The organism is Methylobacterium sp. CM6247, from assembly GCF_054817925.1.
Genome location: NZ_JBTXKX010000003.1, coordinates 2,276,731 through 2,289,134, shown reverse-complemented (window position 1 = coordinate 2,289,134; position 12,404 = coordinate 2,276,731). Strand labels below are relative to the sequence as shown.

17 protein-coding genes are annotated in these 12,404 nt (G+C 66.1%); 15 read left to right on the top strand and 2 right to left on the bottom strand.

Annotation, left to right across the window (positions count from 1 at the left end):
• Window positions 1-40: 40 nt before the first annotated feature.
• From ACYQOP_RS11605 to ACYQOP_RS11560, 10 genes are all read left to right on the top strand, one after another.
• On the top strand, window positions 41-415 hold the full coding sequence (locus ACYQOP_RS11605) for a response regulator (protein WP_056424947.1): 375 nt from the start codon (window positions 41-43) through the stop codon (window positions 413-415).
• A 3-nt stretch (window positions 416-418) separates the two neighbouring features.
• Window positions 419-1,654: a methyl-accepting chemotaxis protein gene (locus tag ACYQOP_RS11600; protein ID WP_461222449.1), complete on the top strand. Its 1,236-nt coding sequence runs from the start codon at window positions 419-421 to the stop codon at window positions 1,652-1,654.
• A gap of 147 nt (window positions 1,655-1,801) precedes the next feature.
• The gene (locus tag ACYQOP_RS11595) at window positions 1,802-2,191 is read left to right on the top strand and encodes a response regulator (RefSeq protein WP_056424954.1); all 390 of its coding nucleotides are present in this window, start codon (window positions 1,802-1,804) and stop codon (window positions 2,189-2,191) included.
• Window positions 2,191-3,048, top strand: a complete 858-nt coding sequence (locus ACYQOP_RS11590) for an STAS domain-containing protein (RefSeq protein WP_461222448.1) — start codon at window positions 2,191-2,193, stop codon at window positions 3,046-3,048. Before ACYQOP_RS11595 ends, ACYQOP_RS11590 begins: the two co-directional genes overlap by 1 nt.
• On the top strand, window positions 3,048-3,437 hold the full coding sequence (locus ACYQOP_RS11585; RefSeq protein WP_056424960.1) for an STAS domain-containing protein: 390 nt from the start codon (window positions 3,048-3,050) through the stop codon (window positions 3,435-3,437). The genes ACYQOP_RS11590 and ACYQOP_RS11585 overlap by 1 nt, the downstream gene beginning before the upstream one ends.
• Window positions 3,415-3,858 carry an anti-sigma regulatory factor gene (locus ACYQOP_RS11580; protein ID WP_461222447.1) on the top strand — a complete coding sequence of 148 codons (444 nt, stop codon included), beginning with the start codon at window positions 3,415-3,417 and terminating at the stop codon, window positions 3,856-3,858. The genes ACYQOP_RS11585 and ACYQOP_RS11580 overlap by 23 nt, the downstream gene beginning before the upstream one ends.
• A complete protein-coding gene (locus ACYQOP_RS11575; RefSeq protein WP_461222446.1) occupies window positions 3,855-4,298 on the top strand; it encodes an ATP-binding protein in 444 nt (147 codons plus the stop codon). Before ACYQOP_RS11580 ends, ACYQOP_RS11575 begins: the two co-directional genes overlap by 4 nt.
• Complete coding sequence (locus ACYQOP_RS11570) at window positions 4,295-4,876, top strand: SpoIIE family protein phosphatase (RefSeq protein ID WP_207413261.1); 582 nt, start codon at window positions 4,295-4,297, stop codon at window positions 4,874-4,876. The genes ACYQOP_RS11575 and ACYQOP_RS11570 overlap by 4 nt, the downstream gene beginning before the upstream one ends.
• The gene (locus ACYQOP_RS11565; RefSeq protein WP_207413263.1) at window positions 4,873-5,877 is read left to right on the top strand and encodes an ATP-binding protein; all 1,005 of its coding nucleotides are present in this window, start codon (window positions 4,873-4,875) and stop codon (window positions 5,875-5,877) included. Before ACYQOP_RS11570 ends, ACYQOP_RS11565 begins: the two co-directional genes overlap by 4 nt.
• Window positions 5,878-6,286: 409 nt before the next feature.
• Complete coding sequence (locus ACYQOP_RS11560) at window positions 6,287-6,448, top strand: hypothetical protein (protein WP_200919205.1); 162 nt, start codon at window positions 6,287-6,289, stop codon at window positions 6,446-6,448.
• Window positions 6,449-6,473: 25 nt separating this feature from the next.
• Here the strand turns inward: ACYQOP_RS11560 and ACYQOP_RS11555 are convergent, their stop codons facing one another.
• On the bottom strand, window positions 6,474-7,379 hold the full coding sequence (locus ACYQOP_RS11555; RefSeq protein WP_207413265.1) for a metallophosphoesterase family protein: 906 nt from the start codon (window positions 7,377-7,379) through the stop codon (window positions 6,474-6,476).
• Between the two features lie 369 nt (window positions 7,380-7,748).
• Between ACYQOP_RS11555 and ACYQOP_RS11550 the strand changes: the two genes are divergently transcribed.
• The 3 genes from ACYQOP_RS11550 to lpxK are packed head-to-tail and all read left to right on the top strand — an operon-like array spanning window position 7,749 to window position 10,833.
• Window positions 7,749-8,501 (top strand): lysophospholipid acyltransferase family protein, encoded by a 753-nt coding sequence (locus ACYQOP_RS11550; RefSeq protein WP_461222445.1) that lies wholly within the window; start codon window positions 7,749-7,751, stop codon window positions 8,499-8,501.
• Complete coding sequence (locus tag ACYQOP_RS11545) at window positions 8,498-9,802, top strand: 3-deoxy-D-manno-octulosonic acid transferase (RefSeq protein WP_461222444.1); 1,305 nt, start codon at window positions 8,498-8,500, stop codon at window positions 9,800-9,802. The genes ACYQOP_RS11550 and ACYQOP_RS11545 overlap by 4 nt, the downstream gene beginning before the upstream one ends.
• A complete protein-coding gene (gene lpxK / locus ACYQOP_RS11540) occupies window positions 9,802-10,833 on the top strand; it encodes a tetraacyldisaccharide 4'-kinase (RefSeq protein WP_461222443.1) in 1,032 nt (343 codons plus the stop codon). Before ACYQOP_RS11545 ends, lpxK begins: the two co-directional genes overlap by 1 nt.
• On the opposite strand, the gene ACYQOP_RS11535 is transcribed toward lpxK, so the two are convergent.
• On the bottom strand, window positions 10,778-11,002 hold the full coding sequence (locus ACYQOP_RS11535; protein WP_056429621.1) for a DUF2093 domain-containing protein: 225 nt from the start codon (window positions 11,000-11,002) through the stop codon (window positions 10,778-10,780). The genes lpxK and ACYQOP_RS11535 overlap by 56 nt on opposite strands.
• 154 nt (window positions 11,003-11,156) lie before the next feature.
• Here ACYQOP_RS11535 and ACYQOP_RS11530 point away from each other — a divergent pair, with 154 nt between their 5' ends.
• On the top strand, window positions 11,157-11,594 hold the full coding sequence (locus ACYQOP_RS11530; protein WP_461222442.1) for a cytidine deaminase: 438 nt from the start codon (window positions 11,157-11,159) through the stop codon (window positions 11,592-11,594).
• Window positions 11,587-12,396, top strand: a complete 810-nt coding sequence (locus ACYQOP_RS11525) for a purine-nucleoside phosphorylase (protein WP_461222441.1) — start codon at window positions 11,587-11,589, stop codon at window positions 12,394-12,396. The genes ACYQOP_RS11530 and ACYQOP_RS11525 overlap by 8 nt, the downstream gene beginning before the upstream one ends.
• Window positions 12,397-12,404 lie beyond the last annotated feature (8 nt).

The following is a 12,404-nucleotide window of genomic DNA, read 5'->3' as shown; positions in this document are numbered from 1 at the left end:
CGACTGAACTTGACTTCTATTATTTGTCTAAGGAGCATTCATGGCAGCGACCATCATGATCGTCGATGATTCCCCTACGATGCTCATGAGCATCGAGGGAATCCTGACCAAAGCTGGACTCGGAGTTGTCAAAGCAGCGAACGGTGAGCAGGCCCTCGAGACTTTAAAGACCGGAACCAAGCCTTCTCTCGTCATCACCGATCTCAATATGGGCGCGATGGACGGGATCGAGCTGATCCGCCGTGTACGTAAGCTTCCTGGCCTTCAATTCACGCCGATCCTGATGCTGACGACGGAGTCGCAGCAGGACAAACGGAACGAGGCTAAATCGGCCGGAGCCACCGGTTGGATTGTGAAACCAGTCGATGCGACCGCGCTCATCAAGGTCATTCGCCAGCTCGTGCCGGGCGCCTGAATCATGAGGCGGGAAGCCATCCTTCCACCGCCGGAGCGGATCGCACCGCTCGCGGCCGGATTTTCGGCCCTCGCAGTCGGCGCGGCCGGATTGCCCACGCTCGGTCTCACGCCGGCCCTCCTCGCCATCGCGGCGGCAGGGTTCGCGACGACGTGGCTGGCTTCCACTGCGACACGTCTGTCCCGCCGTCGAACCGACGATCCTGCTTCCGCCCCTGCCGCGGACGACGACGTCCATGAGCAGACTGAGACGAAGGCGGGTGAGGAGGAGCCGGACAGGCCGTCTGGCACCGAGCCTCCGCCATTCAACCATGCCTTGACGCAGCATTTCGGCGTCTACGATCAGCTCTTCGCGCGGGCCTCGCGTGACACCGCTTCGGTGACATCCGAGACCGAAGCGGCGGCCTATAACATCATGATGAGCCTGCGAGCGGTCGACATCGCCATGTCGGACCTTCTGAGCTTCCTCGATTCGTCCGGGTCCAACACCCGCGTGATCGAGATCGTGGAGGAGACCGACCGGCAACTCGTGACGAACCGGAACCTGATCGCGGCCTTTCTCGAAAGCCGTGACCGGGACATCGAGGAGTGCCGCGTGCGGCTCGAGGACGTGGAAACCGCGACGGATCAACTGAGCGGCCTGGTCGGCGGTATCCGCGACATAGCAAGGCGGACGAATCTCCTCGCTCTCAACGCCGCTATCGAGGCGGCGCGCGCTGGAGAGTTCGGGGCCGGCTTCGGCGTTGTCGCCTCCGAGGTCAAGCAGCTGTCGCAAGCCTCCGATCAGGCGGCGACCCGCATCAACGAGGGTTTGATGACGCTGCGTGGCTCGATTCGGGAAAACCTGACGACCCTCGTCAGTCACCGCATCGCGGGTGAGCGTGTGGAACTCGGGAAGATCTCGACGGCGATATCGGACCTGACCGAGAACATGGAGCGACTGATCTCGCATCAGCGCGACACACTGGTGAAGGTTCAGGACGAAAGCGCACGCATCGCTCAGCCGGTGGTCGAGCTTATGGCTTCGATTCAGTTCCAGGATGTCACGCGCCAGCGTCTCGAACATCTCGAGACGATCTTCGCGGCGGCACGCCACAATCTCGATGCGTTGGGCAACGCCGCCCAGTCCACGGGCGAGTTGCCCGATCTCGATCAGTTCGCCGCTGTGGCGAACGCCGATGGCCCATCTCCACCGCGCAAACTCGTTGTCGGAGGCGGCGACGAGATCGAGCTTTTCTAGGCTCCCTGCATATGAAACGCATGGGGCCTGAGCCACAAACCATGGGTCACCGTGCTGCGCCTAGAGCGGGATAATGGTAACCTACATTAACGTCCGGTCTCTTGGCTCCGCTGGTACCGTCTACAAGCAGAAAGTGATCACGCGCGCATGGCAACCGTCCTGGTGGTGGACGACATCCCTGTCGTCAGGCGGACCATCCGCAAATTCCTCGAACGCGGCGGTCATTTGGTGACCGAATGCGGTTCCGTGGGCGAAGCGGAACAGGCGCTGGGATCGGGTTCATTCGACCTGATCGTGACCGATCTCTGGATGCCGGGACAGGATGGATTGACGCTGATCCAGCACGTGAAATCGCGCACCCGGCCGCTTCCCCTGGTGGCGATCACGGGCGGGGCGCCACGGATGCCCCAGCTCTTCTCTACCGAAGAGGCGATCCGGGCCGGAGCCGACCGCGTGCTGATGAAGCCCGTGGGCATGCAAGAGCTCTTGAACTGCGTGACGGAACTGCTCGCCGCCCGTCTGAAGGGAGTGAATTGATGCACAGTCTCGGACGTATCCTGTCGGAGCACCGCGATGCGGTGATCGATTCATGGATCGAGCGTTTACGCGACGATCGCGGTGCCGGCGTGACACCGAGTGCTTCACCCCGCGTTCTGCGGATCGAGCTCGCCGCCTTTCTCGACGCGCTGACGGCGTTCTTCCTCAGCGGCATTGAAGGAACCGAGGACAGCTTCCGCGAGGTCGCCTCACAGGCCACCATCATCAGCTCGGCGCGGGCTCGGGACGGCTACACCCCCGCCCAGACCGCGACCCTCGTCATGTCGCTCAAACCCGTCGTCAGCGCGGTCATCCAGCGCGAAGCCGGCGGTCTTTCGTCCGAACTCCTCGAGACTCTCGCGCACTTGGATGCCACGGTGGACAGAGTTGCCCTCGTGACCTTCTCGGCCTTCGTCGAGACCCGCGAGCGGCTGATCGAGCGCCAGAGCCGTGCGCTTCTCGACCTTGCGACACCGGCCCTGCCGATCTGGCGCCAAATCGTGCTGATGCCGCTCGTGGGCATCGTCGATACGCAGCGGGCGCGACAGATCATGGAATGGCTGCTCGAAGCGTTGACGCGGGAGGAAGCCCACATCGCCATCCTCGACGTGACGGGAGTGCCGGTGATCGACAGCCGCGTCGCCCTCCATCTCACAAAGACCGTGGAGGCGGCACGCCTTCTGGGCGCCAAGGTCATCGTCACGGGCATCAGCCCGGATGCGGCGCAGACCCTGGTGAAGCTCGATGTGAACCTCACGAGCATGATCACCCGGGGCACCTTGCGGGCCGGCCTCGGCGAAGCTTTCCGCCTGCTCTCCGCCGATGGCCAGGCACCGCCCAGCAAGGCGGGGTTCTAATGCGCGTCCCGATCCTGAAGCTCGGGCGCGTCCTGCTGACCTCCCTGCCCGCCGACCTGACGGACCAGCAGGTCATGGATCTACAGATCGATGCGCTGGCCCTGCTCCGCGACGACCGTGCGGATGGGCTCGTCATCGACATCACCGCCGTCGACGTAGTGGATTCGTACATGGCGCGGGTGCTGTCGGAGACCGCCAAGATGGTCGGCATCATGGGCGGTGTCGCGGTACTCGCCGGCATGCGCCCCGCCGTGGCGCTGACTCTGGTGGAGATGGGCCAGAACCTGATCCAGATGGAAACGGCGTTCGACCTCGAAGGCGGCGTCGCGAAGGTTCAGAGGGCGATGGCCACCCGCGGAGGTCACCGTGACGAACCACCCGAGGTCTGAATTTCCCGACGAGACGTCGGCGACCCTGGTATCGGTCGTGGAGATTCACGGACAGGAAGACATCCTGATCGCGCGTCAGGCCGGGCGGGACGCAGCCCGGAACATAGGGCTCGGCACCGTCGATCAGACCCGCCTCGCCACGGTGATCTCCGAACTGGCCCGCAACGCCCTCCGATACGCCGGCGGTGGCCAATGCCGCATCACCACACAGGTGGCGGCCCTGACCCGCACCATCGTGCTGGAAATCGAGGATCGGGGACCCGGCATCGACAACGTGACCGCCGCCCTCACCCCGGGCTTCTCGACCGGCGGAGGACTCGGTCTCGGCATGTCCGCCGTCCTCAGGCTGATGGACGACATGGTCGTGGAGACGCGGCCGGGACGAACCATGATCCGGGCGCAGATGGTGCGGCATACATGACGACGCCCATCGGATCCGAACGTCCGGACGAGGCCCCCCTCGAAACGATGACGTTCCGAATCATCGCGGAGATCGACGTGGCCGAGGCCCGGCGGGCCGCGCGGCATATAGCCGGCCGACATGGCTTCAAGACGGTGCAGGCCTATGGCTTCGCCACGGCGGTGTCCGAGATCGCGACCAATCTCGTCCTCCATGCCGACCGTGGCGGCGTCATCCACCTGATAGCCGCGCTGGTGAACGGTATTCCAACCATCGGCTTCACCGCAGAGGACGACGGCCCCGGCATACCCGATCTCGCTCTGGCCATGCAGGATGGCTACTCGACCCTCGGAGGCCTGGGATGCGGGTTGCCCGGGACAAGGCGCCTCGTCGACACCTTCGCGGTGACGACGCGTCCCGGCGAGGGAACCCGCATCGCCTGCAGCCTGACCCGCATATGAAGATCGCCTCGTCCCTGCGCTCATTCCCGGGTGAGACCGCTTGCGGTGACGTCGTCGCTTGGTGGCGGGAGAATGACGCGACGCTCATCGCCGTGGCGGACGGCCTCGGGCATGGCACCTCCGCGCGGCTCGCCGCCGAATCCTTCATGGCCGCCGTGGAGGATTCTTCCGGCCTCGGCCTGGCCGAACGGATGCAACGGGCCGATCGGGCGATCGTGCGCACACGGGGCGTAGCTGCCACCCTCGTGCAGATCGACCTCACCGCAATGACATTGACCGTTGCGGGGGTCGGCAACATTCAGGGCGGGATATTCGGCGCTCGAACGCGGCGCTTCGACGGGGCCGCAGGCATCGTCGGGGCGGGAATCCGAGCGATCCGCCCCCTCACATTCGCGTTCGATCCGGCGGACGTGCTGGTTCTATGGAGCGACGGCCTGCGGCACGTGGATATCGACGAGACCTGCTGGCGGTTTCGCGACGAACCACAAAGGCTCGCGGATTGCCTGCTCGCACGCTTCGGATGCGAGAGCGACGATTGCTCCGTCCTCTGCGTCGCCTTCGACGGAGCCGTGGTGTGAAGGCCTTCCTCGACCGCTATGCCGCCGGGATGGCCTCCTACGTGATGACCGAGGGGGAGGCCGCTCTCGTCGATATCGAGGAGCTTGGCCGCGAGGCCATCGCGACAGGTGTCTCGCTCGAAGACATTGTCGGCCTTCACGAGGGGGCCACTCTATCCCTGTCGGAGATGGGAATCGCCATCAGCGAGCCGGCCATGATCCGCCGGATGTCGGCCTGTCTGAGCGCCCTGGCCATCGCAGCGGCCATTGCCTTCGGGAGCAAGCTCGAACTGCTTGAACGGCAGCGGCAGGAGGAGAGCAAGCGAACGGAACGGGAGCGTCAGCGCCTCGAGACCCTCGGCCAGATGGTCGGCTCGGTGGCGCACGAACTGAATAACCTGCTTCAGCCGGTCCATGGCATGACGGAGATCATGCTCGCGGATTTCGAGGCGAATGCGCCCGAGCGGGCAGACCTCGAAACCATCCTCGCCTGCACCGATCAGGCGGTCGGGGTCATCCGCAACATCCTGGCCTATGTCAGACAGGAGCGCAGGGTACCCGAAGCTATACCCTTGGGCCATGCGGTGGAGAATGCCTGCGCGTTCCTCCAGCCAATGCTGCGTCCGCCTCTCGATGTCGCGATTCGGGATACCGAGAGCCCGGTTCTCGCCACGGAGAGCGAGGTCACCCAGATCCTGCTCAATCTCGTCCAGAACGCCATGCAGGCCGAGGCATCGCGCATCACGGTGCGGGTCGACCGTTGCAACCGGCGCTTCACCGCGGGTCCTGCCGAGGTGCCATGCCTTCAGCTCGTGGTGATCGACGACGGGTGTGGCATGTCCGAAGAGGTCGCGGCCTGTGCGACCGATCCTTTCTTCACCACAAAGACCGAGGGTCAGGGCACCGGCTTAGGGCTCGCCATCGTCAAGGGGATCGTCATGGGATGGTCGGGCGAGTTCGAGATCGCGTCGCGGTTCGAGCGCGGCACGGTGGTGACGATGTCGTTTCCAGTTGTGTTCTGACAGCCCATCACCGCACCTTGCCGGCAGCGGCCTACGTGATCCCCTCACGGCTTCATGCGCATCGATATGACGAGGCCTCCGCCCGGCAGCTTGCTCAGCGCAGGGTGGACCGTCAGGTCGCTCTCATGATCCGTAAGAGTTTTCGCCACTGCCCAAATCGGCCTGAGCACAGGGCGCTACCGACGCGGAATATGCATCGTTGTGCGACGCACCAATCTGCTGTCCGTCGTTGATCGTGAACGTGTTCTTGTGCCGGAGGTGAGTGAGCACCGCTCGGGTCGGAGTGCGATGCAATGACGAATGTAGACTGAATAGGCGTCTGCCACACTTGCGGCGGATGAACGCCCGATTAACACTACCTACTCCGAAAGAATGAATCGACCGATTCCTCGAGGCCGGGAGACAGTCCATGTCCCAGACGATTCACGTCAAACCGACCCATGACGGCACCTATACGGTCTATCGGGGTCCGACGGCCCTCGTGAGCGGCCTGACGCGGCTTCAGGCAGAGCTGTATCAGGCCAGCATCTCCCGCCAGGCCCAGCGCCCCCTGGTGGGATTGACGGCCTGATCCGGCATAGCCGGCGGGTGAGCGGTCATCTCCGCGTCAGCTGCAACACCCGGAGGTCGGCAATCGCCCCGGCCTCCGTCAACCCGCGTTCCTTGGCTTCGATCACGTAGCGGTCGTCGGCCTTTCTGACCGTATAGACATGATAGCTCGCGCGGCGGTGCAAGGTGCCGCCGTGCGACACCGCCGAGGCCGAAGGCGCTCCGACCACCGGGACGGCGGCACCACCGGGGCCTTCGACGAAGGCGATGCTCCCCACATGGTTGTGCCCGTGCAGGATCAGGTCCGCGCCGGCGCGCGCGATCATCGCCGTGAACGCATCCGCGTCCTTCAATTCGCGCCCGGGCGACGCCCCCCCTGGCTGCGGCGGATGATGGATCATCGCCACGCGAAACGGTGGTTCGGGCTCGGCGCCCAGCCGTTTCAGAATGGTCTCGACAGCCTCGATCTGCGACGGGCCGAGGCGCCCACTGGCGACGAAGGGCTTGGTGGGAATCGCGGACGAGACCCCAATCAGGGCGAGCGGTCCACGGCGCCGGAGATAGGGGAAGATGCCGTCGGTGCCATCGTCACCGGAGGTCCAGGCGCGGCACGCCTTCAACAGCCCTTCGAGTGAGCCGCGCACATAGGCGTCGTGATTGCCCGGAACGAAGCTCACATCGTCTGGAGCGCCGAGCGCTTCGAGGAAGACCTTAGCCGTCGACCACTCACTCGGCAGACCGATGTTGCACAGGTCGCCGGTGCAGGCGATGTGATCGTGGGGCTGCGTCCGCAAGTCGGCCACCAGCGCCGCGAGGATCTCCATGTCGTGGTGTCGGCTGCGCCCGCGGCGCCAGTTCACATAGCCGGTGGCGCGCTTGCCCAGAAGCTGGCGCAAGCGAGGACGTGCGATAGGGCCGACATGCGGATCGGTGAGATGGGCGAGGCGAAACATCGGTCTCCGTTTCGGATGAGGGCCTCGCCTTCGCCACTGGCGGCTGCCGCGTCAAGCCTCGCAAATCGTCGCTCGCGCCTTCGAATCCAGGATCGCAACGGCGTAAGCCCGCACGTCATAGAGAACCACGCCGGCGCTCCGATACGGTGCTTCCTCCCTTACATGATGGCCGTTCCGTCGAACGGATGAGGTCGGGCCCGCCCCGGCGAGGTTGCGCCGGTAATTCGAACGGCGCTAGACCACGCGGGACCGGCCATGCTCCCGAGCGAGCGCCGTTCGGCGGATGCGCAGACGACGCAACCGGCCGCGCGTGCGCCCTGAGGGCCGACCGGACGAAGGGCCGAACGTCCGGCCCGCGGAACCGAGTGTATGAGCCTTCTCAAACGCGTCGGCCGGTCGCCACCGGTTCAGAAAAGCCTCGGCTTCGTCGCCTTCCACTATCTGCGCTTGGTGCGCGCGACGAACCGCTTCACGGTCGAACCGGCCGAGCCGCACCGCTGGCTCGACGGGAAATCGCCGTTCATCGCCGGCATGTGGCACGGTCAGCATACGATGATCTCGTTCATGCGCCGCCCGCAAGATAGGATCGCGACGATCATCTCGCGGTCGGCGGATGGCAACATCAACACCATCGCCCTCACCCGAATGGGTGTCCGCGTCATTCGGGCCTCCGGGGCACGCGGACGCGCCGTGCGTGATGCCAAGGCGAAAGGCGGCGCGGAAGGCCTGCGCGCCATGATCCGTGCCCTGAAGGATGGCGAGAGCGTCGCCTTCAGCGCCGACGTGCCGAAGGTGTCGCGCCGCTGCGATCTCGGCATCCTGACACTGGCGCGGTTCTCCGGTCGGCCGGTCATTCCCGTCGCGGTCGTCACGAGCCGGCATCTGCGCTTCAACAGCTGGGACAAGGCCTGTTTCGGGCTGCCCTTCGGCAGGGGTGCCATGGTCTTCGGTGAACCGGTCCTCGTCCCGCGCGACGTCGATCCGGAGGAATTGGAGCGCTTGCGTCAGCGCCTGGAGAACGAGATGAACCGGGTTCACGACCGGGCCTACACCCTCGTCGGCCGCCCGGACCGGGTCGTCGATCCGGTGGCCGGGTCCCTGGCCCTCGGGCCGTTTTCGTGAAGGCTCCCCCGCTCACCATCGCTCTACGGGCTTATCGCTTCGGCCTCTATGTCGGTGAACCGGCGGTGGCGGGCCTTCTGGCCTGGCGCTCCCGCCAGGGCAAGGAGGATCCCGGGCGCCTGCCTGAGCGTCGCGGCCTTGCCGGACGAGCCCGCCCGATCGGGTCCCTGGTCTGGATGCACGGAGCGAGTGTGGGCGAGGCCCTCTCGCTCGTCGGATTGGTCGACGGCATGATCGCCCGGGGCTTCAGCGTCCTCGTCACGACGGGGACACGCAGCGCCGCCGAACTGATCGGGCGGCGCCTGCCGGCGGGCGCGGTCCATCAGTACATGCCCCTCGACGCGCCGCGCTGGATCGAACGGTTCCTCGATCACTGGCAACCGGACCTGGCGCTGGTGGCGGAATCGGAGATCTGGCCGAACACCGTCATCGCCCTGCACCGGCGCGGCATCCCGCTGCTACTCGTCAACGGCCGCATGTCGGAGCGGTCGTTCAAGGGCTGGGTTCGCTCGCCGCGCACCGCCGAAGCCCTGCTCTCGCGCATCGCCATCTGCCTCGCGCAGACCAGGGACGATGCGGAGCGTTTCGAAAGGCTCGGCGCACCGCGCGTGAGCATCGCCGGCAACCTGAAATACGATTCGGCCGTGCCCCCTGCAGACGATCAGCAGCTCGCCTATCTGCGCGACGTCATCGGCGACCGTCCGGTCTGGGTCGCGGCCAGCACGCATCCCGGCGAGGATGCCACGATCGCTGAAGCTCACGCCGCCTTGCAGGAGAGAGTGCCGAATCTTCTCACCGTGGTGGTGCCGCGTCATCCCCAGCGCGGCGAAGACGTGGCGGCGTGCGCCTCCGCCCTCGGGCTTCGAAGCACGCTTCGCTCCCGCGGCGGTCGCCCCCACGGCAACATCGACGTCTATGTCGCCGATACGCTCGGGGAATTGGGTCTGTTTTATCGCCTCGCGCCGCTGGTCTTCCTTGGAGGTTCAATGACGCAGCGCGGCGGCCAGAATCCGATCGAACCGACCCGTCTCGATGCGGCGATCCTGCATGGGCCGAACGTGCAGAACTTCGCACAGGTCTACCACGCCCTGGACGAGGCCGGCGGGGCCCTGATGGTGGCGGATGCTGGGGAGCTGGCAGCGGCTGTCGGCGCACTCCTCCTCGACCCCCGACGGTCCCGCGCCATGGCCGATGCCGGAAACGCCGCCTTGCGTCCGTTCGAAGGGGCGGTGGAACGCACCCTGGCGATCCTCGATCCATTCATCGCCCAGATGAAACTCTCTGCCCTGATCGCCTCCTGATGCGAGCCCCGGTTTTCTGGGACTTGCCCGGCCATCCCCTCGGCCGATTGCTGGCGCCGCTCGGGGAAATCTACGGATCGCGCGTCGCCGCCCGCATGGAGCGCGCCGGCAACAAGGCGGCCTGCCCCGTCATCTGCGTCGGCAACTTCACCCTCGGTGGCGCGGGCAAGACCCCGACCGCTCTCGCCTTGGCAGCGATGCTGCGGGAGATCGGCCTGGAGCCCGCCTTCCTGACCCGCGGCTACGGCGGACGTCTGACCGGGCCGATCGCCGTCGATCCGTCTCGGCATGGATCGGCGGATGTCGGCGACGAGCCGCTCCTGCTAGCCCGCAGCGCTTTAACGATCCTGGCCCGCGACCGGCCTGCCGGGGTGGAACTCTGCCGCGCGCTCGGTGCCGGCGTGGTGGTGATGGATGACGGGCTCCAGAATCCGAGCCTCGCCAAGGACCTTTCCCTCGCCGTGGTCGACGCCGTCAGCGGAATCGGCAACGGCCTCGCTTTTCCGGCAGGTCCTCTCCGCGCACCGCTCTCGCGCCAATGGCGTCACGTCCACGGCCTCGTCGTTATCGGCGATGGCGGCCGGGGCGAGGACCTCGCGACGGAGGCGGCGTCGCGAGGCTTGCCGGTCCATCGGGCCAAGCTGGTCCCGACAGTGCCGGCTGCGGTTGCGGGAAAGCCCGTGCTCGCCTTCGCCGGGATCGGGCGGCCGCGGAAATTCTTCGATACGCTGACGGAGGCCGGAGCGACCCTAGTCGAGACCCGGTCCTTCCCGGATCACCACCCCTATCGCGCCGCGGATGTCGCCGGCCTCGCGGCTTGGGCCCAGGCTTTGGGCGCGATGCTGGTAACGACGCAGAAGGACATGGTGCGCCTGCCCGCGGATTTCGCCGCGGGGGTGACGGCGCTCGGTGTGACCCTTCGGTTCGTCGACGAGAGCCTACTGCTTGCGCAGGTGAGCCGCGTCGTCGAGACGTTCAGCCCGCCGAACGACCGAGTTCGGCCAGACGCTTCATTACCGCTTCGGGCGTGATGTAGGCCTCCTGGAGCTCGGCACTCCAGTAACGAAGATTGTCGAGGGCGATCGGCTCGCCGGTGACCGCGCAGCGCACGAAGCTTCCGGGCTTGACGACGCGCATGGTGCCGTCGCCGTACTCCACCGTCGCCTCGCCGGAGGCCTTGCGTTCGAACCGACCCAGCATGTCTCGCCCGCTTCTCAACTGCGACCATCGAAGGAGCGTTCTAGGATCGCGCCGACGCCATGTCGATGGCGCTTGATGACGTCCGATGGCGCTCGACAGGCCGGTCGCGTTCCTGTTCTAACAGCCGTCGAAGCCTCCTACCGGACCCCATGCGATGGCGGACACGATCGACGCGGATCTCGCTGCTCTGTTCGATGCCGCCGGCGCGGCGAAAGCCCGCGCTTACGCGCCTTATTCGAACTTTCCCGTCGGCGCCGCCCTGAGGGACGAGCACGGCCGCCTGCATGCCGGCTGCAACGTAGAGAACGCGGCCTATCCCGTCGGCACCTGCGCCGAGGCGGGCGCCGTCGCCGCGATGATCGCGGCCGGCGGACGCGCCATCGGCGCTATCCTCATCACAGGCAACGGCCCGATTCTGGTGACGCCATGCGGCGCCTGCCGCCAGCGCATCAGGGAGTTCGCCACCCCCGAAACGCCGATCCACATCGCCGGCCCAGAGGGTATCCGACACAGCTTCACCCTGGAGGCACTACTCCCTCAGTCTTTCGGGCCGGACAATCTGCACCGTACCAAGCCGTGCGCCGATGTCTGACACAGCCATCTCCCTCGCCGTGGACACGGTGCGTCGCCACGGTTTCGGCGGGCCCTACGATGCCGCCATCGTCACCGGCACGGGCCTCGGGCTGGTCGCCGGCAAGCTCGAAGACAGCATCTCCCTCGCCTATTCGGGGATTCCAGGCTTTCCCTCCCCTGGCGTGACCGGTCACGGCGGCACCCTCCATGCTGGGCGCCTCTCCGGGCGACGGGTGCTGGTTTTCGAAGGACGGAGCCACGCCTACGAAACCGGCAACGCCGCCGTCATGAAGGTGCCTCTGGGGGTCGCAAAGGCGCTTGGCGTCCCGCTCCTACTCCTCACCAATGCGGCTGGATCGTTGATGGCGCAGGCGGGCCCGGGCAGCCTTGTGGCTGTCGCAGACCACATCAATTTGTCGGGCCTCAATCCGCTGATCGGCGAGACGGGTGATGGTCGTTTCGTCCCCCTTGTCGGCGCCTATGATTCGGCGGCGCGCGAAACCCTCCACGAAGCGGCAAGGGAATGCGGGATTCCCTTGCATCACGGAGTCTATGCATGGTTCTCGGGGCCAAGCTTCGAGACTCCGGCCGAGATCCGTATGGCGGGGCGCCTCGGCGCCGATCTGGTGGGCATGTCGACAGTTCCGGAGGTGATCCTCGCCCGCTTCTTCGGCCTGCGGGTCGCGGCCATCTCGGTGGTTACGAACCTTGCCGCCGGTATCGGAGACGGCGATCCGCACCACGACGAGACCAAGCGCGCGGCCGTCGCTGCCGCGTTCGACCTCGCCCGTCTCATCGACGCGTTCGTCGCACGGCTGTAGGAAAGAGC

Coding starts and splice junctions, on each gene's coding strand:
- ACYQOP_RS11575 (WP_461222446.1), top strand. CDS start 3,855: ATGACGACGCCCATCGGATCCGAACGTCCGGACGAGGCCCCCCTCGAA.
- ACYQOP_RS11560 (WP_200919205.1), top strand. CDS start 6,287: ATGTCCCAGACGATTCACGTCAAACCGACCCATGACGGCACCTATACG.
- ACYQOP_RS11585 (WP_056424960.1), top strand. CDS start 3,048: ATGCGCGTCCCGATCCTGAAGCTCGGGCGCGTCCTGCTGACCTCCCTG.
- ACYQOP_RS11525 (WP_461222441.1), top strand. CDS start 11,587: ATGTCTGACACAGCCATCTCCCTCGCCGTGGACACGGTGCGTCGCCAC.
- ACYQOP_RS11570 (WP_207413261.1), top strand. CDS start 4,295: ATGAAGATCGCCTCGTCCCTGCGCTCATTCCCGGGTGAGACCGCTTGC.
- ACYQOP_RS11555 (WP_207413265.1), bottom strand. CDS start 7,379: ATGTTTCGCCTCGCCCATCTCACCGATCCGCATGTCGGCCCTATCGCA.
- ACYQOP_RS11605 (WP_056424947.1), top strand. CDS start 41: ATGGCAGCGACCATCATGATCGTCGATGATTCCCCTACGATGCTCATG.
- ACYQOP_RS11600 (WP_461222449.1), top strand. CDS start 419: ATGAGGCGGGAAGCCATCCTTCCACCGCCGGAGCGGATCGCACCGCTC.
- ACYQOP_RS11590 (WP_461222448.1), top strand. CDS start 2,191: ATGCACAGTCTCGGACGTATCCTGTCGGAGCACCGCGATGCGGTGATC.
- ACYQOP_RS11535 (WP_056429621.1), bottom strand. CDS start 11,002: ATGCTGGGTCGGTTCGAACGCAAGGCCTCCGGCGAGGCGACGGTGGAG.
- ACYQOP_RS11530 (WP_461222442.1), top strand. CDS start 11,157: ATGGCGGACACGATCGACGCGGATCTCGCTGCTCTGTTCGATGCCGCC.
- ACYQOP_RS11550 (WP_461222445.1), top strand. CDS start 7,749: ATGAGCCTTCTCAAACGCGTCGGCCGGTCGCCACCGGTTCAGAAAAGC.
- ACYQOP_RS11595 (WP_056424954.1), top strand. CDS start 1,802: ATGGCAACCGTCCTGGTGGTGGACGACATCCCTGTCGTCAGGCGGACC.
- lpxK (WP_461222443.1), top strand. CDS start 9,802: ATGCGAGCCCCGGTTTTCTGGGACTTGCCCGGCCATCCCCTCGGCCGA.